At 31.5% G+C, this 21,165-nt stretch carries 25 protein-coding genes; all 25 read left to right on the top strand.

The features are described from left to right. Nucleotides 1-112 precede the first annotated feature (112 nt). The 25 genes from ACFSC2_RS09885 (at nucleotide 113) to ACFSC2_RS09765 (ending at nucleotide 21,086) form a co-directional block, all read left to right on the top strand. Nucleotides 113-1,570: a glutamate synthase subunit beta gene (locus ACFSC2_RS09885; protein ID WP_379814151.1), complete on the top strand. Its 1,458-nt coding sequence runs from the start codon at nucleotides 113-115 to the stop codon at nucleotides 1,568-1,570. 601 nt (nucleotides 1,571-2,171) lie between these two features. Then, nucleotides 2,172-3,395 carry a diaminopimelate decarboxylase gene (gene lysA, locus ACFSC2_RS09880; protein ID WP_379814152.1) on the top strand — a complete coding sequence of 408 codons (1,224 nt, stop codon included), beginning with the start codon at nucleotides 2,172-2,174 and terminating at the stop codon, nucleotides 3,393-3,395. A gap of 182 nt (nucleotides 3,396-3,577) precedes the next feature. After that, nucleotides 3,578-6,700, top strand: a complete 3,123-nt coding sequence (locus ACFSC2_RS09875; RefSeq protein ID WP_379814153.1) for an NACHT domain-containing protein — start codon at nucleotides 3,578-3,580, stop codon at nucleotides 6,698-6,700. Between the two features lie 247 nt (nucleotides 6,701-6,947). Continuing rightward, nucleotides 6,948-7,493 carry a hypothetical protein gene (locus tag ACFSC2_RS09870; protein WP_379814154.1) on the top strand — a complete coding sequence of 182 codons (546 nt, stop codon included), beginning with the start codon at nucleotides 6,948-6,950 and terminating at the stop codon, nucleotides 7,491-7,493. 175 nt (nucleotides 7,494-7,668) lie between these two features. Continuing rightward, on the top strand, nucleotides 7,669-8,073 hold the full coding sequence (locus ACFSC2_RS09865; RefSeq protein ID WP_379814155.1) for a helix-turn-helix transcriptional regulator: 405 nt from the start codon (nucleotides 7,669-7,671) through the stop codon (nucleotides 8,071-8,073). 93 nt (nucleotides 8,074-8,166) lie between these two features. Continuing rightward, on the top strand, nucleotides 8,167-8,883 hold the full coding sequence (locus tag ACFSC2_RS09860; RefSeq protein ID WP_379814156.1) for a hypothetical protein: 717 nt from the start codon (nucleotides 8,167-8,169) through the stop codon (nucleotides 8,881-8,883). Nucleotides 8,884-8,920: 37 nt separating this feature from the next. Continuing rightward, nucleotides 8,921-9,373 carry a hypothetical protein gene (locus ACFSC2_RS09855; RefSeq protein WP_379814157.1) on the top strand — a complete coding sequence of 151 codons (453 nt, stop codon included), beginning with the start codon at nucleotides 8,921-8,923 and terminating at the stop codon, nucleotides 9,371-9,373. 51 nt (nucleotides 9,374-9,424) lie between these two features. Further along, nucleotides 9,425-10,216, top strand: coding sequence for a hypothetical protein (locus ACFSC2_RS09850; protein ID WP_379814158.1), 792 nt, complete (start codon nucleotides 9,425-9,427; stop codon nucleotides 10,214-10,216). 115 nt (nucleotides 10,217-10,331) lie between these two features. Next, nucleotides 10,332-10,694, top strand: a complete 363-nt coding sequence (locus ACFSC2_RS09845) for a hypothetical protein (protein ID WP_379814159.1) — start codon at nucleotides 10,332-10,334, stop codon at nucleotides 10,692-10,694. Between the two features lie 34 nt (nucleotides 10,695-10,728). Then, a complete protein-coding gene (locus ACFSC2_RS09840; RefSeq protein ID WP_379814160.1) occupies nucleotides 10,729-11,088 on the top strand; it encodes a hypothetical protein in 360 nt (119 codons plus the stop codon). Beyond that, complete coding sequence (locus ACFSC2_RS09835) at nucleotides 11,085-11,450, top strand: hypothetical protein (RefSeq protein ID WP_379814161.1); 366 nt, start codon at nucleotides 11,085-11,087, stop codon at nucleotides 11,448-11,450. The genes ACFSC2_RS09840 and ACFSC2_RS09835 overlap by 4 nt, the downstream gene beginning before the upstream one ends. After that, nucleotides 11,429-11,716: a hypothetical protein gene (locus ACFSC2_RS09830; RefSeq protein WP_379814162.1), complete on the top strand. Its 288-nt coding sequence runs from the start codon at nucleotides 11,429-11,431 to the stop codon at nucleotides 11,714-11,716. Before ACFSC2_RS09835 ends, ACFSC2_RS09830 begins: the two co-directional genes overlap by 22 nt. A gap of 22 nt (nucleotides 11,717-11,738) precedes the next feature. Continuing rightward, nucleotides 11,739-12,656: a hypothetical protein gene (locus tag ACFSC2_RS09825; RefSeq protein ID WP_379814163.1), complete on the top strand. Its 918-nt coding sequence runs from the start codon at nucleotides 11,739-11,741 to the stop codon at nucleotides 12,654-12,656. A 146-nt stretch (nucleotides 12,657-12,802) separates the two neighbouring features. After that, the gene (locus tag ACFSC2_RS09820) at nucleotides 12,803-13,354 is read left to right on the top strand and encodes a hypothetical protein (RefSeq protein WP_379814164.1); all 552 of its coding nucleotides are present in this window, start codon (nucleotides 12,803-12,805) and stop codon (nucleotides 13,352-13,354) included. Nucleotides 13,355-13,389: 35 nt separating this feature from the next. Then, nucleotides 13,390-13,857 (top strand): DUF1572 domain-containing protein, encoded by a 468-nt coding sequence (locus tag ACFSC2_RS09815; protein ID WP_379814165.1) that lies wholly within the window; start codon nucleotides 13,390-13,392, stop codon nucleotides 13,855-13,857. Between the two features lie 13 nt (nucleotides 13,858-13,870). Continuing rightward, nucleotides 13,871-14,359 (top strand): YegJ family protein, encoded by a 489-nt coding sequence (locus ACFSC2_RS09810; protein WP_379814166.1) that lies wholly within the window; start codon nucleotides 13,871-13,873, stop codon nucleotides 14,357-14,359. A gap of 64 nt (nucleotides 14,360-14,423) precedes the next feature. Further along, nucleotides 14,424-15,404: a hypothetical protein gene (locus ACFSC2_RS09805; protein WP_379814167.1), complete on the top strand. Its 981-nt coding sequence runs from the start codon at nucleotides 14,424-14,426 to the stop codon at nucleotides 15,402-15,404. 58 nt (nucleotides 15,405-15,462) lie between these two features. Next, nucleotides 15,463-15,891, top strand: a complete 429-nt coding sequence (locus tag ACFSC2_RS09800) for a hypothetical protein (protein ID WP_379814168.1) — start codon at nucleotides 15,463-15,465, stop codon at nucleotides 15,889-15,891. A gap of 50 nt (nucleotides 15,892-15,941) precedes the next feature. Further along, entirely contained in the window at nucleotides 15,942-16,562 is a 621-nt protein-coding gene (locus ACFSC2_RS09795) for a hypothetical protein (protein WP_379814169.1), read from the top strand. 246 nt (nucleotides 16,563-16,808) lie between these two features. Then, entirely contained in the window at nucleotides 16,809-17,990 is a 1,182-nt protein-coding gene (locus ACFSC2_RS09790) for a hypothetical protein (protein ID WP_379814170.1), read from the top strand. Nucleotides 17,991-18,086: 96 nt separating this feature from the next. After that, nucleotides 18,087-18,389, top strand: a complete 303-nt coding sequence (locus tag ACFSC2_RS09785) for a hypothetical protein (RefSeq protein WP_379814171.1) — start codon at nucleotides 18,087-18,089, stop codon at nucleotides 18,387-18,389. A 74-nt stretch (nucleotides 18,390-18,463) separates the two neighbouring features. Beyond that, nucleotides 18,464-19,627: an acetyltransferase domain-containing protein gene (locus tag ACFSC2_RS09780; RefSeq protein WP_379814172.1), complete on the top strand. Its 1,164-nt coding sequence runs from the start codon at nucleotides 18,464-18,466 to the stop codon at nucleotides 19,625-19,627. 105 nt (nucleotides 19,628-19,732) lie between these two features. Then, nucleotides 19,733-20,059: an ArsR/SmtB family transcription factor gene (locus tag ACFSC2_RS09775; RefSeq protein ID WP_193844603.1), complete on the top strand. Its 327-nt coding sequence runs from the start codon at nucleotides 19,733-19,735 to the stop codon at nucleotides 20,057-20,059. Beyond that, a complete protein-coding gene (locus tag ACFSC2_RS09770) occupies nucleotides 20,049-20,552 on the top strand; it encodes an SRPBCC family protein (RefSeq protein ID WP_379814173.1) in 504 nt (167 codons plus the stop codon). Before ACFSC2_RS09775 ends, ACFSC2_RS09770 begins: the two co-directional genes overlap by 11 nt. A gap of 30 nt (nucleotides 20,553-20,582) precedes the next feature. After that, on the top strand, nucleotides 20,583-21,086 hold the full coding sequence (locus tag ACFSC2_RS09765) for an SRPBCC family protein (protein ID WP_379814174.1): 504 nt from the start codon (nucleotides 20,583-20,585) through the stop codon (nucleotides 21,084-21,086). The last annotated feature ends 79 nt before the right edge of the window (nucleotides 21,087-21,165 follow it).

Below are 21,165 nucleotides of genomic sequence, written 5' to 3'. Positions count from 1 at the left end.
CCGCAAAGCTTTGCGAACTTAAAACACTCAAAAAAGCAAAAAAGACCTTGCGTTCTTTGCGGTTAAAAAATTAGAACTTTGAAATTTATCATTTACATTTAATTAAAATGTCATGGGTAAAATAGGCGGATTTAAAGAATATAGCAGAGCCGACGAAAGTAATTTGGCAGTTGCAGAACGTGTTTCGAACTACAACGAATTTACTATTCCGTTAGCTAAAGATAAAATAAAAGAACAAGGTTCAAGATGTATGGATTGTGGTATTCCTTTTTGCCACAGTAGTTGTCCGTTAGGAAATTTAATTCCTGACTTCAACGACATGGTACATCAGGAAGAATGGCAGAGTGCGTTAGAGATTTTACAGTCTACTAATAACTTTCCAGAATTTACAGGTCGTTTATGCCCTGCTCCATGTGAGAAATCATGTGTATTAGGAATCATCAAAGATCCTGTAGCGATTGAAAACATCGAGAAAAACATCGTTGAAAGAGGTTTCGCTGAAGGATGGATCAAACCACAAACACCAAAAGCTAGAACTGGAAAAACAGTTGCCGTTATTGGTTCGGGACCTGCGGGTCTTGCAGCAGCGCAGCAATTAAACAGAGCGGGTCACACAGTTACTGTTTTTGAAAGAGACAATGCTATTGGAGGTTTATTGCGTTACGGAATTCCGAATTTCAAATTAGAAAAAGGAATCATCGACCGTCGTGTAGCTATTTTGGAAGCAGAAGGAATCACTTTTAAGGTAAATGTAAATGTTGGCGTTAACTTTAGCGTAAGCGAATTAAATGCTTTCGATTCTATCGTTTTATGCGGTGGAGCTACAGAAAGAAGAGGTTTACCAACAACTAAAGGTTCTGATAGCAAAGGAGTTGTTCAAGCAATGGATTTCTTGACACAGCAAACTAAAGTTGTTTTTGGAGAATCTATTCCAGATCAAGTAAAAGCTACTGGTAAAGATGTAATCGTTATTGGTGGTGGTGATACTGGTTCTGACTGTATTGGAACTTCTAACAGACACGGTGCAAAATCGGTTACTAACTTTGAGATTTTACCAAAACCTCCAGTTGGAAGAAGCGAATCAACACCTTGGCCTTTCTGGCCGTTACAGTTGAAAACGTCTTCTTCTCACGAAGAAGGATGCGACAGAAACTGGTTGATCAATACTAAAGAATTCATCGCTAACGAAAAAGGTGAATTAACTGGATTAAAAACAGTTGAAGTTCAATGGAAAATGACTCCAGGACAAAGACCAGAATTAATCGAAAAAGAAGGTTCTGAGAAAATCTGGCCTTGCGACTTAGCATTATTAGCTCTTGGATTTACAGGTCCGGAGAAAACATTAAGCGAGCAATTAGGAATCGAAACTGATATGAGAAGCAATTACAAAGCGCATAACTATCAGACAAACGTTCCTCATATCTTCACAGCTGGAGATATGCGCCGTGGGCAATCATTAATCGTGTGGGCTATTTCAGAAGGTCGCGAAGCTGCAAGAGAAGTAGATTTATTCCTTATGGGATCTACCAACTTGCCTACTAAAGGAAAAGGAGATCTTCCTAGCCTATAAGAACTATAAAAAACACAACACATACTATCTGCAAACCCTTGAATTATTATTCAGGGGTTTTCTTTTTTTTGCCACAAATTACACAAATTTTCACAAATTTTAATTTAGATTATCCATATCAAATATAACCCGTGGTTGAAACCACGGGGACGCAATATATTATTATTAATCCGAAACGCCTCCCATCATTTCAACCACAGAAACGCAATATTATGATTACACGCAAATCCGTAATGTTTACCTCATTTCAACCACGAAACGCAATGTATATATTACGTGCAATCCGTAACGTTCCCCGTGGTTGAAACCACGGGCTATGTTTTAGCATTTTGACAAAAACCAAATTTGTGAAAATTTGTGTAATTTGTGGTGAAAAGAATTTCAACATCATTCATAATTAGTGAAATTCGAGAAATTTGTGGCGAAAAAAACTTTGTACCTTTGAACCTCTGTCCCTTTGTTACTCATAAAACAGTTACAAATTTTCAAAAACAAGAACTTTTTGTTTAAAATTAAACAATTTGTTACAATTTGTTATTTTTCTACATTTTATTTGCTGATACACAAAAGAGTAATAACTTTGCTCAAAATAATTTGAAAAATGCAAGCAAAAGATTTACTGCAGTTAGCAGACCAATTTGGAAGTCCATTGTATGTTTACGATGCCGAAAAAATCCAATCTCAGTACAACAGGTTAACTAAAGCTTTCTCTAAGGTAGAAAACTTAAGAGTTAATTATGCCATGAAGGCATTATCTAACGTTGCGATTCTTCAGTTATTAAAGAACATGGGGTCTGGCTTAGATACTGTATCAATTCAGGAAGTTCAGTTAGGACTTCACGCTGGCTATGATCCTGACAAAATTTTCTTTACACCAAACGGCGTTTCTCTTGAAGAAATCGAAGAAGTTGCTGCAATGGGTGTACAAATCAATATCGACAATTTATCTATTCTGGAGCAATTCGGAACAAAACATCCACATATTCCAGTTTGTATTCGTATCAATCCGCACGTAATGGCGGGTGGAAATGCTAATATTTCTGTGGGACATATCGATAGTAAATTCGGTATTTCTGTACATCAAATTCCGCATATTTTGCGAATTGTGGAAAACACAAAAATGAGCATCGTTGGAATTCACATGCACACAGGATCAGATATTTTAGATATCGAAGTATTTTTGTATGCTGCTGAAATCTTGTTTGATACGGCAAAACATTTCAAAGATTTACAATTCTTAGATTTCGGAAGCGGATTCAAAGTACCTTACAAAAAAGACGATATCGAAACAGATATTGAAGAATTAGGTAAAAAATTATCTAAAAGATTCAACGCTTTCTGTTCAGAATACGGAAGAGATTTAACGTTGATTTTCGAACCAGGAAAATTCTTGGTGAGCGAAGCAGGTCATTTCTTAGTAAAAGTAAACGTAGTAAAACAAACAACTTCTACTGTTTTTGCTGGAGTTGACAGTGGTTTCAACCACTTAATTCGTCCGATGTTGTACGGATCTTCACACCATATCGAAAACATCTCAAACCCAAAAGGAAAAGAGCGTTTTTATTCTGTTGTGGGATACATTTGCGAAACAGATACTTTTGCCAACAACCGCAGAATTCAGGAAATTACTGAAGGAGATATTTTATCTTTCAGAAACGCTGGAGCATACTGTTTCTCAATGTCTTCGAACTACAACTCAAGATACAAACCAGCCGAAGTTCTTTGGATGAACGGACAAGGAATCTTGATTCGCCAAGCCGAAACTTTCGAAGATTTACTTAAAAATCAAATTCCGTTGCCACAAGAAATTGCTGCAACTGTTTAAAAATAGAAAAAAAAGAGAATATCACTTTAGTCCCGTTTCTTAATTGAGGCGGGATTTTTTTTGTTTATTTAATATTAAAAGCAATCAGATTTAATCAAATTACTCACTTCGATAAAGCAAAAAGAAGAAATATATTAATAAAAGTGTTAATTTTAACTTTACCAAAATAAATATAGACCTATATGAAAAAACAAATTGAGAACATTGCAACTCTTTTACCTGATTTTATAAAAAATGCATTTGATTATGTAAAAAATAACTTTACTGAAAATGGTCAAGAATTATTTGAAAATGCAAACGGTTCTGCTGCTCTCGTGATTAAAATTTTAGCACAACCGTTAATTGATAAATATTTTGAAAACAAAACAGATAAAAAATTAGAGAATTTTGGATTAGCAACTTATATTAAAGCAAGTCTAGTTCAAGCAAATGATTCAATAAACATAATTAAAGAAAATATAAATGATGATTTTTCCCCTAAAATAGTTTTTGATATTATAAATAACGCAATCCAAGAAGATATTGATTCATTTGATCCAACCCAAATAATCTTGATTTTCCAACCTCTTTATCATCCTGCAATTATCCTTATCAAAAATAATTATAAACGAATTTTACAAGATTTAGAAGTAGATTCGGCAAGCATTGAAAATTTTATTAAACACTTTAATGAAAACATAGAAGAAACTATTGTTAAAGAATTTGGCAATGATTATGATGAACATCTGAAGAAAATCGAATCATATAGAATAAAAGACAATGAAGCACATATTTTATTTGATACAATTCAAAATGGGAAAATAGGATTTAAAGATTCAGAAAATTTAAAATATGAAACGACATATGCTTCTTGGAAAAATGTTCGAAACTTTCGTAATAGTACAGATTTATTAATTGATGATGAGGAATATGAAAAATATGAAAGTAAATTAAGACCTATAGAAGACTTAATATCTGAGTATTTTAATCGTAATCCACAAAATAATCTCGATGATATTTTATTTATTGTGGCTGATTTTGGAAAAGGAAAATCAGTTTTCATGAAGCATTATGCTTCAGAAATTGCAAAACAATATTTAGGAAAATCAGAAGGTTATTTCCCTATTTACTTTAATTTACGTAACTACTCTAAGTATTCTTCAGTGGATTCAAAATTGGGGGTAATTGCTGATTTTTTAGAAACTAATTATAGTATTAAAATTGATGATGATTATTTCAAGAAAAAAAAATACATCTTTTTAATTGATTCTTTAGATGAGAGTGGCGAATTGAATAAGAGATCCATTGATAAGGTAATAAATTCAGTTAAAAGTATTCAGGGAATAAATAAGTCACTATATAAAACTAATCGCATAATCATTACTTCTCGACCTTTTGATGAAGGTTTTAGCAATCATTTACTGGATCATAATCCTTTTAATATTAAAAATAACGAAAAAAGAGATGTTCCTCAATATCTCAACATACATGGTTTTAAAAAAACACAATTTAACAATTGGCTTTTTGAAACATTAGAAAACTATAAAGACATTTTAAATCTCAACACTACTGGTATAGCAGAACTAATTGTTAATGCCATAAAACGAGGAGATCGAGCAGATATATATGAAGAATTATTAAAAAACGAAACATTATCAAGAAGTGAATTGCGAAGACCCATATTTGCTTACATGATATATCAACTTATAATCAATAAAGTAGATTTTATAGAAGTTGGAAAACTAGGAGTCTATCTTTCCTTTTTAAATTTACTGACAAAAGAAGCAAAACACATTCATGATTCTCAATACCAAGTTAACCTTTCTGAAGAACTTGAATTTAGAAATATACTTCATGCGACTTCGACTTTATGGGTATATCAAAAGCAACGAGGAAAACAAGGAATGCTAAAAAAAGCTGATATATGTCGTGTCTTAGACGGAAAGATTATAAGCGAAATAGATAATGAAGTAATAGAGAAGTTCAAAGGACAGGGATTTACGGAAATACAATTTCTCTCACATTCTTACTTTGGTGAGAATAATAATATTCTTCATTTTCAACATCAATCCTTTGCAGAGATTCTTTTAGCCGAATATTATTTAAAAGTATTTATCAAATATTCTCTTGATGAAGATGCGGATATTGAGGAAGCACGTGCAAAACTTGTCATTGGAGAACCAACAGAGCAAACAATTTTATTTTTAAAAGAATTATTAGATCTGTTAAGGGAAACTTCAATAATGTCAAAAGATATAGTTGTAATTGAAAAAAGAAAATTGCTCTTCCCTTTAATGGCATCTTTATCAATAAGAAAACATAATAAACTATTTTCTAATCACTTACATTTTTCATGGTTCAACAAATATAATTTAGGAGAAAATCAAGTTGAATACCCCAAAGAAGCTTTGGAAGAGTGGTGTATTACTACCAAAGAAATTGAAAAAATTATAAATTATGCATCACTAATACTTAATTCTAAAACATTTTATCTTCCAATTCAAGGAAATGCAAAAACAGCTTTGTATAATTCCGAAGTTTTTGAAGTTACAAACTATAGTAAAAATAATATTATGCAAGGATTTGACAAATGGATTTCTCTAATAGTTGGAAATCATTTATTTAATTCTTTTGAAGATAGGGAAAACCCTTTATTATTTAATCACAAGTATAAAATTAATTTTTACCAATTGTTTGATATGATTAGAAGTTGGAATTATGCATATCAAGAACCTTGTCCATTTTGGGGAACAGAACTCTTTCAAGGCATCGATATGAGTGAAAATGATAATCAGTTAAACCTATCTCATGGTGATTTTGATGGTATAAACTTTTCTTATTCGATTTTCAAAAACATTAGATCTTGGGGAGCAAACTGGAGTAGAGCTAATTTAGACTACTGCAGTTTTTACGATACTCAATTAATCACTTGCTGGTTCTTGGGTACAAAAATTAGAGAAATTAGAGATCTAAAAAATTTACAAATGATGAACTGTCAAGCTACCACAAGTGGTTTTATACTTCTTGATGGCTTAAGAACTGAAAATTTAGAAACAAAAATGAGCTATGATGATTTAAGTAAAAATCGCTACAATCCGTATATTGAATATTTTGACATACAAGAAGATCCTGCATTTGATACATGCAGAGGGTTCATGATTTATGGCTTAAAAAACTCTTTCTTTACAATACTTGCTTTAAAGAAAATGTTTAAATTTGATAACGATCATAGTAAAAAAGTTTTTTTTCAGCAAATTGACACCCTCAAAAAATATGAAGTGAAAAAGCGTAATAAAAAATTGTCAAATGAAATTAAAACATCGTAATACAAACATAAAACTCCTCAACGTAATATAAAATCAAAAAAACACACATAATTTTCCAAACCCGATAGCGCGGATTTCTAATCCGTGCCCGCAACGATGAGCACATTCTTCTTCATTGATTTTCTTTGTGGGCACGGATTACAAATCCGCGCTAACGATCTCCTTTGTCAAAATAACAATATTGTGGACAATTTGAATTTAAAATTCAAATAATTTATATCTTTCCTCACACTCAGAAAGCTATAAAATGAACTTTGAAGCAATTAATATACGCAGAATAGACCCAACAACAGGAAACTTCAAATTACATGAGGATTACATACTTTCATACGACCATTACGATGGCTGGTCATGTAGATTGTTGAGATTAGGAATTTATATTGATATCATTCTAGAATGTAAAGTCAATTTACGTTTTCATGATAAAAAAATGGAAAAATTTGAAAAACAATTTGAATGCGAAATACCTTCTCAAATTAAAAACATAGTTTTAGAAATACAAAAACTTGATCTTTTAGAATTAAAGCATTATTATTCTGATATATTTATGGAGGACCAAGGCTCGGAAGATTATGTTATTAATCACTTAGGTAAATCGCACAACATCACAATAGGAAATTTGTTAAAAAAACCGCACCCTGAAAACCCATCCGAAGAATTATTTTTTGCTCTAATCGAACTTTTCGAAAAATGGAGAGAAGACATTTATCAAGAATGTTTAAAGGAAATAACAATATCCGATCAAGCCGAAGCTAACGATAAACATGATGTTCGTAAGAAAAGAAGAAAATAAAATTTCAATAACAAAAATCTAAACATCCCGATAGCGCGTATTCTTCTTCATTAATTTTATTTGTGTATACGGATTACAAATCCGCGCTAGCGATTCTAATAAAGTTAAACTTCGCACTTATTTAAATAAGAAAAATCATATTTTTGTTTCAGAAAAATTTAAATACCTTTGAAATATGAGCACAACAACAAAACCAAGACATATCGGTAGAAATATCAGTCGAATTAGAGAGCTTAAAGGTATGAAGCAGGAAGCGCTTGCGATTGCAATTGGCGTAAGCCAGCAATCTGTTTCTAATTGGGAAGCGAGCGAAACGATTGAACAAGAAAAACTTATACAAATTGCAAAAGCACTTGGAGTTACAATTGAAGCAATTGAAAATTTTTCAGAAGAGTCTGTTTTTAATTTCTTTAATAACTTTTACGATAATAGTGCAAATAACGGAGCTCAAGGAAGTGGAAATACGAACAATTCTTGTACTTTCAATCCACTTGATAAAGTTGTAGAACTTTACGAACGTTTGGTTCAGGCTGAAAAAGACAAAAACGAATACTTAGAAAAATTATTAAACGGAAAATAATTTCTCAATAAATATAAATTTTATGAAAGCACAATTCTTCTTCGGTTTTGTGCTTTTTTTGTAAAATGCTTAATCTAATAACACAAGATTTCTATGAAGAAACTATTACTTATTGCTTTATTTATCTTCTTTACTGCTTGTAATTCCAATTCAAATAACAAGCCTAGTTTTAGTAACAAAAAAGACAATACTGAAATTAAAAAAGAAAATCAGCAATTAGATTCAGATGTTTTCCTCACAGATACTTTAACCATTAATAAGCATTATTACATTCAAAAATCAAGAAATAAATCTTTTTATTGTCTTACATCTATTAAAGGTGATACGATCATAAAACCCACCGATTACTATTTTGATGCCGAATATTTAGATATTAATGAAGATGGATATGCTGATATTCGTGTTTATGCTATTAGCAATATTCCAAATCAATGTGATAATTACTTGTATAACAAAGAACTTCAAAAATTCATTCTTATTGAGGACTGTGACCTTAATATACAAAAAATTAAAGGAGCTCCGTTTTATTATTCATACAATAAAGCAGGTTGCTCTGACTTAAACTGGGAAAGTCATTTAAGCAAAATTGAAAACTTTAGGCTAATAAATTACGGTTACATTTTAGGACACGGCTGTGACTTTGAGGTCGAAAAAAATCCTCAATCAATATCTATTTATAAAATAACTAGCTCAAAAACGATGAAATTGATTCAAGAGCTTCCTTATCTCAAAAATATTCCTAAAAATGAAGACAAATGGAGTTTTATAGAAAGGTATTGGCAAAAGAATTATAGGACATTTGAGAAATAAAACCCTATTTTAGCATCCCAAATCAATCCTAAAACAAATGAAATTTACAATTACCCTATCAACTCTACTCCTACTATTTACAACCAATTTATTCAGCCAAACCATCGCTGATTTAAAACTAAAACCAAAAGAAATTCCGAAAGGCGGTTATATGGTAAGCGACGGTAATCTCTGCATTACACCTCAAGCCTGTACTTTTTATAATGACATCGAAACGTACAGTAATATTGTTGGAACTGTAAAAAGTAAAGCAATTCAAAGCTTTAAAAGCAAAGCAGATCGCGGTTCTATTATGTATTTTGAATTTGAACACGTTTTTAAAGGCGACCGATTTCTACAAGGTTTATTGTGGGGAAAAGCGGGCGAACCAACCGATGAACATCCAGAAGAATATTTTGTAAAAGGAAAATTCCTGATTATTTGGAGTTTAAAGGCTGACAGTCCTTTAAGAGAAAAATCGGAAGCTAAAATTGAAGCACTTTTGCCGTAAGTTACAATACTGCAGCTCTTAAAATAAAACAACCATATAGTACTGTCTTTTATGCTGAAAAAAATTCTATCCTTTATTTTATTGACTTTTGTTGTAATTTGTTCTGCTCAGAATTTTCCTGAAAAAGAAAAAAAATACGATCAAGATATATTATCATTTTTAATGGATATTACGCAGAAAGACTCTATATCATTAGAAACTTTTCTGATGTACAGTAAACCTTTTTCTAAATGGGATGTCAGACCATTAGAAAGAGAAAAAGTCTGGTGCTTAGACACCGTTCATGGAGTCAGCGAAGTTCCTAACTTTTTCTTCGGAATATTTTGTCATATGTACAATGTTTCTGAAGCAGCTTCAAGAAAAATGCCTAATGATTTTATTCAAAAAGGAATCGACAGTAAATCTCATTTACAAAATTACCTTAATGAAAATTTGAAAAAGTTTGATCAGCTTTCCAAACTTATTTCTGGAAGTAAAAATGTTGTTTTTGTTTCTTATAATGATATTCAAAAAGCAGATAATTTGTATCAAGATAAAGACACTTATTGGAAATATAAGATCCCAAAAGACTCCCCTTTTCCAATTTCTAGTATGGTAGAATCAAATCTAAAAGAGAAGTTTTCAAAAGAGCAAATCAGAATTTTGGAACTTATCAAAGAGTTAGAAATCTACGCTGCATATAAAACAACAAAAGGCATTTTCTATTTAGCCGATGGCTTAACAGATAATTCTTATGGTTTTTACTTTAATTCAAAAGGAAATATGGAAACTGATAATTTTCTTTTTAGAATTATGAAATCCGAAAAAATAAATGAAAATTACTTTTATTACACGGCTAATTAAAAACTGCATTAGAACGTATTAAATTAAAACGATGACAATCGGAAAAGCTTTAGCTGTAAATCCTAATCCAATCTTCATTTTTAATTCGTAATTTCGAAATTAAAAAACTTAAAAAATGAAACCACAAATACGAATTCTGATTTATTCTGTTCTGTTCTTTATATACCTTACCTCAACACAATATTTACTTTCGCTGGGCGAAACCTTAAAGACAGAACCTTATAGAACTTTGGGCTGTGGTTTTGCGGTTTTAAATCTTATTTATGCCTTTTTAGGCTTAAAATGGAAACCGATTTTAAATATCGTCTCCTCGATTGGCATTGCTGCTTTGGCATTATTTCTTGCGCTGCAATTTGCCAATTTACATTTACTTGTAAAATATGATCCGTATCTGGTTAAAACGGCGATATTTGCTAATGCGCTTTTCTCGATTATCTTATGGGAAATCGTATATCAGATAAAAAAGAAAATCACGTAAATTTTGAAATTTTAATAAAAGAAAAAAAGCAAAAATGACATTAAAAGCTAGAATCTTCATTTATTTGACAATGCTTGTAGTGTATTTTTTTGTTGCTTCCTTTTTATTTGAACTTTCTGATAGATTAAATAGTGATTTCTATATTACCGTAAGTTTTGGATATGTATTCTTAAATATTATTTATTCTTGTTTTGTTTTGAAATGGACATTATTATTAAATAGTATTTGTTCATTCCTAATCGCATTTTTAAGTGTATTTTTAGCTATAAAAGCAGGATCAATGCTTTTGTTTACAACATTTAGCGAAAATGTCCAAACTGCAATCTTTACAAATGCACTCTGCTCGATTATTCTGTGGGAAATTGTATATCAGATCAAAATCAGAAAATCATGAAAATAAAATTTTATTCGCTTATAGTGTTGTTTATGCTGTTTGCTTGTCAAAATAAAACAGAACAAAAAATCGTAGAAAAGTCAAATAAAGCACAAGAAACTGCGCCTCAAAAAGCAATTGCTTTAAACGAAAAAACTGCAGAATTTGATTTTGAAAAATTTAGAATTGAGAAAGCGAAAGTAGGTCCAATTAAAATCGGAATGACGATTCATGAAGCAGAAAATTTCTTAAAGAATCTCAATAAAAGTGAAGCAGAAGCTTACGATTTTGGATTTGACGGTGGCGGAAAAGCCTATTTGTATTCTTTTGAAGTGAATTCATTCTCGCACTTATTCCCAAAATGGATTCTGATGAAATTCTAGCAATTGCAGTTTTAAGCAAAAAATTAAAGACCGCTAACGGATTAAATCCGAAATCTTCTGTACAAGAAATCCAAAAAAAATATCCTGGCATTAAAGTCAACCTTAATTTGATGATGGACTGGGAAGATCTGCACGACAAAAAAAACAACTTTGACTTTGTTTTTATGACTAATGAAGACAACAGGATTGGTGAATATACTGAAACACAAATACCTGCCTCACCAAAAAGAACTACCGCGAAAGCAGACTGGATTACGATTAGATAATATTTTCCCAAAAAAATATACTATGAAAAAACTTTTACTTGTTATTCCTTTTTTGTTTCTATTTCAGCTGTCATATGGTGACGTGGTGCCAGCAAATACACACAGAGTTCCTGTTTGTGTTAAAATAACAAATACACGAGATTTTCCTGATTTTGCTATTTTCTCTTGTTTTAGAGAACGTTGGGTAGACAAAAAATTAATTTGTACCTATGTACATCCAGACGAATATATAGGAAGAGGAGGCATATTAGCTGTACGAGAAGACTATCTCGAATCGAAAGGCTCGATAGATTGGCTAAATGATAAAAATGTACTTTTTGCTTCCATTTATCCAGAGCGGGAGAAGCACATAACAGATAACTTAGCTATTTCATCAATTGATGCTTTTTATAAAATATTAGAAATTAATGACAAGGAAATAGTACTTTATAAATACAGGGAACTGATCCGATTTAGCGACGGAACTCCTTCGCAATTAAAGAAATATCCGCATGCACTGGTAAAAAAATACATAAGTTACAACGATGGAATTTATCCGTATGACGAAATAATAAATTTTCTAGAAGCGCTATTAATAACTATAGGTATTGAAACTCTTATTCTGTTTCTTTTTTTCAAAACAATATACCGAAATTTAAAAATTCGAAATATACTTTTACTGGTAACAGGAATTTCGGCATCACTTTTCACTTTACCCTACGTATGGTTTGTTTTTCCAGTTTTTATTCATCATCGAATTCCGTATCTTATAGTAAGCGAGAGCTTTGCGATTGTGATAGAATCTTTTCTTATTTATAAATTATTAAAAATAGATTACAAAAAAGCTTTTTTAGTTTCTTTAATCTGCAATGTGATTTCGTTTTCTATCGGATTATTGATCAATTATACAACTCATTCCGAATATACATTTTACTATTCCATTCTAAGATTATTCAAATAAAATGATTTTGAACTTTACATCTTTTTGAAAATTCGAAGCCGTGTTTTGAATTTTCAAAATTGAACGAAAACAAAAATCTTATGGGATAAATTGTACGTATTTTTTTATATTAGCATTCTGAATTATTCTATGCCTAATAATTAAATATGAAACTTAAAATTTTACTCCTCTTATCTTTACTAGCCGTTTCTTGCAAAAAAGAGACAAAAACCGAAATCGAAACGCCTAAAGTTCTAAAAGACAGCACTCCAATTTCTTTAAAACAAACTGAAATACAAGAAGAAGATACGATTGTAATTTCTAAAAAACACCAAACAAACAAAATTCTCTGCGACCTTGACGGCGACGGATTAAACGAGACCGTTGAAATTGTTCGAGGTATAAAAAGCAATAAAAGCGGTTTGCGAATTATTTTTGGAAACAAAAAAAGAACCGATTATCTCGGAATGGGAAAAGATATAGTCGGACAAGGTTTTGATGAAATCGATTGGGCAGGAATATTCGAAAAAGCGCCAAAAAATGAAATTTACTACAATAATGTGAACGAAGATGGCGAAATTATCGGCGAGGAAGAAGTTAAAGAAGAAGACAAAATTAAACTCTTAAACGACGGAATTTTTATTCACGCAGAAGAAAGTTGTGGCGGCGGTATTATTTACCTCAACAACGGAAAATACAATTGGATTCAGCAGGAATAAATCTCTGAATACCTAACTTTTAAATTATTTTGAATATGAAAAGTACTGTAGAAATTGCAAATCGTTTTAGAGAAATTATCCTTAACGGAACTTGGGTTGCCAATACCAATTACAAAGATCAACTCGAAAATATGGATTGGAAAACTGCCGTAAAACCTCTTCAAAATCTAAACACAATTGCAGTTCTTGCACAGCATATTCATTATTACATTAAAGGAATTAATCAAGTTTTTAAAGGCGGAACGCTTGACATAAAAGATACATTCAGTTTTGACTTTCCTCCTATTGAATCGCAGCAAGAATGGGACAGTTTTCTAAATAAATTTTGGAATGATTCTGAAGAATTTGCTTTTCAAATTGAACAAATGCCCAATGAAAAACTAGATCAAGGTTTTGTAGATGAAAAATACGGTTCTTACAGACGAAATATAGATGCTATGATCGAACATAGTTATTATCATTTAGGGCAAATTGTCCTGCTTAAAAAATTACTAAATCATTAAACAAATTAAAAATATGAAATCAAAATTTGTACTATTTCTAATTACCATTTCTCTATTAAGCTGCAAGGAATCTAACAAGATTGAAAGAGAAAATCAGCCGACAATTTATTCTCTAACCAACGAAGATAAGGACATGAATGCGGCAATTGAAAAAGCCAATCAAACTTTGGCAGATTTCAACAAAGGATTATCGAATCCAAAAGCTGAAGCTCAGGCATTAAAGGTTAAATTCCCGTATTCAGACGGAAATGAACATATGTGGGTTGGAAATATCGAATTTAAAGACGGAAAATATTCTGGAATTTTGAACAACGATCCTGAATACGTTACAGAATATAAATCGGGAGATAAAGTAGTTATTGATCCTTCTAAAATTAGCGATTGGATGTATCTGGAAAACGGAAAATTGTTTGGAGGCTACACCATCCGAGTTTTGAGAGACCAAATGAGCGAAGAAGAAAGAAAACAATTTGATGAAGAAAGCGGTATGCAAATCGATTAATCCAAATTAATTTTTAATAAAAAAATAAATAAAAGCATTCAACCTAAATTCTCTTTCTTTTAAAATGAAGAAACTAATTTTATTATTTCCCCTGTTAGTATTGTTTTTGAGCTGTAAGAAAGACATCGATTCTCAGAAAAAAGAAAATAAAACCGATGTAGATACCACCAATATTACTTTTAAAAATGATAGTATCGCCTTAGTAGAATTAACAAAAAAGCTTTTACAATGGGCAGAAAAAGATTCAGAAGGCGATTTTAATCCTTTGGAAAATAAGAGTACAGAAAGTGCTTATTCGGAAATTGATATGGCTCTTCATAAAAAAAGGTTGAAAGAACTGAAAAACACCAATTTATTTTCAAAGGATTTTATTGCAAACTACGATAAAATTGCTTTAAAAATTGATAGCGAATTTAAAAACGGAACTTTGAAATGGAATGTCGGCGAGCTTCCTCCATTTGGTTTTGGAGCAAGTCCGTGGTGCAACTGCCAAGATTTTCCAAATGATTTTTTGACTAAAACAAAAATTAAAGATCTTGAGATTAATAACAATAAAGCTAGTTATGATTGGGGATTTGGCCCTGATGATGTGTATAGTATAAAAGCTGTGAAAGAAAATGATGTTTGGAAAATATCCTACATGCAAGGTTTTGACTATAATGGTTACGTGAGTAGTTTTCAGCAAAGTAATGATTTTACAGGAAAATGGCAAAACGGCATGGTTTCTCTTAATATTGGTGATACTTCTTTGGCTTTTGAATATCACGGCCAATGCGTTTATTTTTATCCCATCCGTAAAATAAGTGATACTGAATTTGAAATGATTTGGTCTAATGAAATGGATTGTAAATTTGACAATGGGACTAGTGAAACTTTTGGTTTAAAAGAGGTTCCACAAATTGGCAAACCATTTTCAAAAATCACGCTTCGCAATAACGTTTTGCACGTTCAATATTATTATAAAGATTGGGTAGCCAAATACAGCGATCAGATAACAGATGTTTTTACTTCAGAATATTCTAAGGTAGAAGAAGATTTAGAATAGCGAGGAAAAGAACATCAACAAACTATTGAATATCCAAACTAAACCCCCCAAACATAAAATGAAGAAAAAATACCAATTATCTAAAATTATCATTTTACTCCTTTTAATATTTATAACGACAAGCTGTGAAACGATATCTGACTGCATTGATAGAATTAGACCAGAATTGATTTCTAAAGAACTAAGAACTGGTGTTTATGATGTACCATATGAAGATAATGTGAATTTTGAAATGATTCGCGGAAACACAAATGACTATTATATTTCTTCTATTTCAATCGAAGGCAAGCTGCCTCCAGGTTTTAATTACAGTGTTGTCAACAATAATACAATAAATTTTAAAGGAACTCCTATCAGAGACGGTACTTACGAATTTACTATTTCAATAAGCGTTAGTCCACACACCTACAATGAAGATGGAACTGGCGATTTGTGCGGAAACACAACATCTAAAAAATATACAATTAAAATAATTGATTATCGATAAAATTAAAAAAGATATATTCATTATAAATACCACAAAAAATAAATTACAAAATGAAGAATTTTAAAGAAGTTAGTTTAGACGATGCTGTCTTATTGATAAACGAAAACAATTCAATTTTTAAAGAAGAAATTGTTGACGAATTAAGCGCTTTCTATGAAGTAGCAGGAAAAATTGTATTGTATTCAGGAGAAACTAATTTAGATAATCTGGCAGTCGGTAATGACATTGTTATTGTAAACGGAAATCTAAATGTTACTGACGTAATCGAAGATTGTGAAAAGGTAGATTCGTCGCTGCTTATAGTTTTAGGAAATGTAAACTGCAAAAATTTAATTACGTTATCGAGCATGTACATAACAGGCGATCTAAATGCCAAAAATGTAATTTTAGGAGATTCTCTTTGTGACTATGTTTTAAATGTTGGCGGTAATATCGTAACTAAAACAATTTTAGATTATGGCCATTGTATTGCATCTGAGAAAGAAATTACCGTGACAGATGTTTTTTCATTTAATTCCGTTTCAGATAAAAATGGAGGTATCGAACAAAATATGGAAAGAGACGAATTAGTTGATGAAATTACCGAAATGGATGACGATGAGAAAATGGAAAATCTCGGCAAAACAATAGACTATATAAAAAATGGCGGAGAAGTATTTAAAGTATCTTAAATAGGTCAAAGTCGAATTATTAAAATGATTTGAGCACAAACAAAGCAATTTGTCAAACAATTAGTTTAAACCAATATTTCTAATAAAACGAAACATATCTTCAAATCCCGATGACAATCGAGAGAAGAGATAAAACGAGACTAAAAGTTGTTTGAAAATGGATGTTTGTGCTCCTTAAATAAATTGAAAAAAGGCATAGTTGTTGAAAGTTAAAAAAGATATATTTACACCTTCAAAAAGAATACTATGCAAAAAATTACTTTATTCTTCTCTATACTTTTTCTAGCCGTTTCCTGCGGTGTAAAAACCACTCAGTCATTATTAAGCGACGGCGATTATGATGGTGCTATAAACCGCGCTGTAGAAGGACTTAAAACCAAAAAAGATTCTAAAGGAAAACAAGATTATGTGTACTTGCTTGAAGAAGCTTTTGCAAAAGCTAAAGACCGCGATTTAAGGAATCTTGAATTATTAGAAAAAGAAAAAAATCCGGTTAATTATGAGCGTATTTATAATACTTATATACAGCTGAATAATCGTCAGGAAAAAATCAGGCCATTATTACCGCTTCCGTTGTTGAAGCTGGGTAAAAATGCTTCTTTCCCATTTGATAATTATACAGATCGTATAATTAGCAGTAAAAATGATTTGTCCAAATATTTATACGATAATGCTCAGGTTCTTTTAAAATCAAAAAATAAACTTGATTTTAGAAAAGCTTATGATGATTTGGCTTATTTGGAAAGCATTAATCCAAATTATAAGAATGCTAAAAAACTGATGGACGATGCGCTGTTTAAAGGAACTGATTTTGTAAACGTGTATGCAACAAACGAAACACAAATGATTATTCCGAAACAACTGCAGAATGATTTACTCGACATCAGCACTTACGGATTGGATGATAAATGGACGGTTTACCACAGCTTGAAGCAAAAAAATGTAGTTTATGATTATGGTTTGGTAATCAATTTTAGAGACATTGCCATTTCTCCAGAACAAATTAAGGAGAAAGAGTTTATAAAAGAAAAACAAGTTAAAGACGGAGAAAAAACGCTTCTGGACAGCAAAGGAAAACCTGTAAAAGACAGTGCAGGTAATGTGATAAAAGTGGATAATCTTATAACCATCCGCGCTAATATTTATGAATTCAGACAATTTAAATCTTGCTTGGTTACTGCAAAAGTGGATTATATTGATCTAAAAAGCAATCAGTTAATGCAGACATTTCCAGTAAGCAGCGAATATGTTTTTGAAAATATTTACTCTACTTACAGGGGTGACAAAAATGCCTGCGATCAAAGTTATTGGAATTATTTTGGCAAACGTGCCGTAGCTTTTCCTAACAATGAGCAAATGGTTTATGATACAGGTGAAGACTTAAAAGCTAAATTGAAAAATATTATTGTTAGAAATAGGTTTAGGTAAATTATTTATTTTATGATAAAACTTTTTAGGTATAGTTTTATAGTTTATCGATTCCTATTGATTTTGGCAATACCACTTTTTTTTATTGCTAAATTCATGGCTGGATTTGCAGGCCACAATACTCCTTTTGAAATTACCGATTATATTTTTATAGGATATAATATTGTAACCGCTTTTTTATTGACGTTGTTTCTACAAAATCAAATCAGTATTGTTCGGCTTTTTTTGTTGATTTTAGTAACAATCATGTTGCTGCTTTCATTTTATGGATTGTACGATTTAATATTTCCATTCCAAAATTTCACTCAGGGTGATTTCATTTCTGTCTTTATCTTAATTTTATTTATTGGATTAATTTCTACAGTTTGGATGGGTTTGTTTAAAAGCAAAACAGAATAATTTTATAATTAAAATAGATTCAGATAATGTAGTATCTTTAAGACCATAATACTAATTTCTAATACATTAGACAAATGAAAAGAGAAAATTCAGTTGATATAGTAAGAGGAATTGTAATGATTATTATGGCTTTAGATCACGTTCGGGATTTAATGCATGTCGATTCTATAAACTTAAATCCGACAGATTTAACGACTACAACTCCAGCAGTATTTCTTACGAGATGGATTACGCATTTGTGTGCGCCTATTTTCGTTTTTCTAGCCGGAACTTCTGTTTATCTCTCTCTTCAACGAAAAAATAATACAGCCCAAACCCAATCTTATTTAGTTAAAAGAGGTTTTTGGTTAATCTTTTTAGAATTTACCGTTGTCAATTTTGGATTATTCTTTGATATTGGTTTTCACACTTTGCTTTTTGAGGTTATTGCTGCCATTGGTTTCGGGTTTATTCTCTTAGCCCTACTTTTAAAATTGAAAGCAAAACAACTCGGTGTTATCGGTCTGCTAATTATTTTCTGCCATAATCTCACACCGCTTATTCCGTTTCAAGAAGGATCTGTTCTCAAAACTATCCTGACTCCGCTCTTTAATCCGACCGCAATACCACTTTTCGCAGGAAAAGTTTTTGTTATGGGCTACCCGCCTATTCCATGGTTCGGAATCATGCTCGTTGGGTTTTCGTTCGGCCGTTATTTTCAGTTATCTAAAGAAGAAAGAAACCAACTTTTTATTCGATTAGGAGTAGGATCCTTGCTGTTGTTTTCAGTTGTAAGATTCGTGAATATTTACGGAGATTCCGCTTTATGGTCAACGCAAAAAGAGGCGCTTTTTACGCTTATGTCTTTTATAAATGTTACTAAATATCCGCCATCACTTCTATTTTGTCTGGTAACGTTAGGAATTATGTTTTTACTTCTTGCGTTTGCAGATCGATTCAGTCAAAAAATACAAAACCACATAATGGTTTATGGCAGAACACCTCTTTTTTATTTTATTGTTCATTTTTATGTAATACATACGATTACATTATTTATGCTGTTTTTACAAGGATTTGATGCGCAACAGTTCGAATTTGCTTCTGGAACTTTCGGAAGACCAAAAGGAGTCGAAAGCGGTTTACCACTTTGGACTATTTACATTCTTTGGATTTCTGTGGTACTACTTCTTTACAAACCTTGCCAATGGTTTGGAGCCTATAAAACAAAAAATCAAAAGTGGTGGATTCGGTATTTATAATTACGTAATTAACTCATTTTCAAATTTATATAAATTAAACTTCTTGCAAATCAAAAAATATTTTTATATTTGCAACTAATTGGTTGCGTATTTAATTAATTTAAAATGAAACGAGATATTTTTCAGGCCATTGCCGACCCGACCCGAAGAGCAATTCTTGTGTTGATTTCGTCAAGCGCATTGACACCAAATGCAATTGCCGAAAAATTTGACACTACAAGACAAGCGGTTTCTAAACACATTAAAATTTTGAGTGAATGTGATTTACTGGAAGAAAAAAAAATGGGAAGGGAAATTTACTACCAATTAAAAATTGATAAAATGAAAGAAATAGATCATTGGCTGGAACAATTTAAACAAATTTGGGAAAAGCGTTTTGACCAACTCGATCAGGTATTACTAAACTTAAAATCTAAAGAAAATGGAAAGTAATCTTTTAATGAATTTTTCGGTTGATAAGGAAAATAAAACCGTACACATTAAACGCGAATTTGACGCCTCATTATCTCTTGTTTGGTCTGCTTGGACAGAAGCTGAAATTCTGGATCAATGGTGGGCGCCGGCTCCGTTTAAATCTGAAACCAAAATAATGGAATTTAAAGAAGGCGGTAAAAGACTTTATGCAATGGTTGGCCCTGACGATCAAAAACGCTGGAGTATTTTTAATTATAGTTCGATTTCACCAAAAACAAACTTCAAATATTCGGCAACATTTTCTGATGCTGATGGAAATCCGAACTCAGAATTTGGGAGTTCCTATTGGGATCTCCACTTTTCGGAACAAGGAGATTTAACCGTTGTTGATATTAGTATAAAACGCGACAGCCTTGAAGAATTAGAAAAAATAATCGAGATGGGCTTCAAAGAAGGAATTACAGCCACTATGAAAAGTTTGGATAAAATTTTTGAAGATCAAAATAAATAAAATTTACTAACGAATTTAAAACTCAAGAATATGAAAAATAATCTTTTAATGGATTTTACCGTAAACAAAGAAACGAGTACGGTACATGTTAAGCGAGAATTTAATGCTGCTCTTTCGGCAGTCTGGTCAGCTTGGACAGAACCTGAAATTTTAGATTTATGGTGGGCGCCTGCTCCTTGGAAATCTAAAACAAAAAGTATGGATTTTAAAGAAGGCGGACGCAGATTGTATGCCATGCTTGGTCCAGAAGGCGAAGAACATTGGGCAATTGCCGATTTTAAATCGATTACGCCTAAAACCAATTTTAAGTATCTGGATGCTTTCAGTGACAGCGAAGGAAATCTCAATACCGAATTTCCGCGTTCGGATTGGAATGTAAATTTTACTGAGGAAAACGGAAATACATTTGTTGATATTCAAATCAAACACGAGAAATTATCTGATTTGGAAATGATTATTCAAATGGGATTCAAAGAAGGATTCACTATTGCGATGGAAGGTTTGGATAAAATTTTTGAAGAAAAAGCACAATAATTATTTCACTAAAAAAAGGTCAGCGCAAAAAAAGTGAACTTGTATTAAATTCGTATTTTCGTTTCTAGAAATCAATTTT

This window comes from Flavobacterium artemisiae (assembly GCF_042678225.1).
GTDB classification, from domain to species: domain Bacteria; phylum Bacteroidota; class Bacteroidia; order Flavobacteriales; family Flavobacteriaceae; genus Flavobacterium; species Flavobacterium artemisiae.
This window is presented reverse-complemented; position numbering and strand designations above follow the sequence as displayed.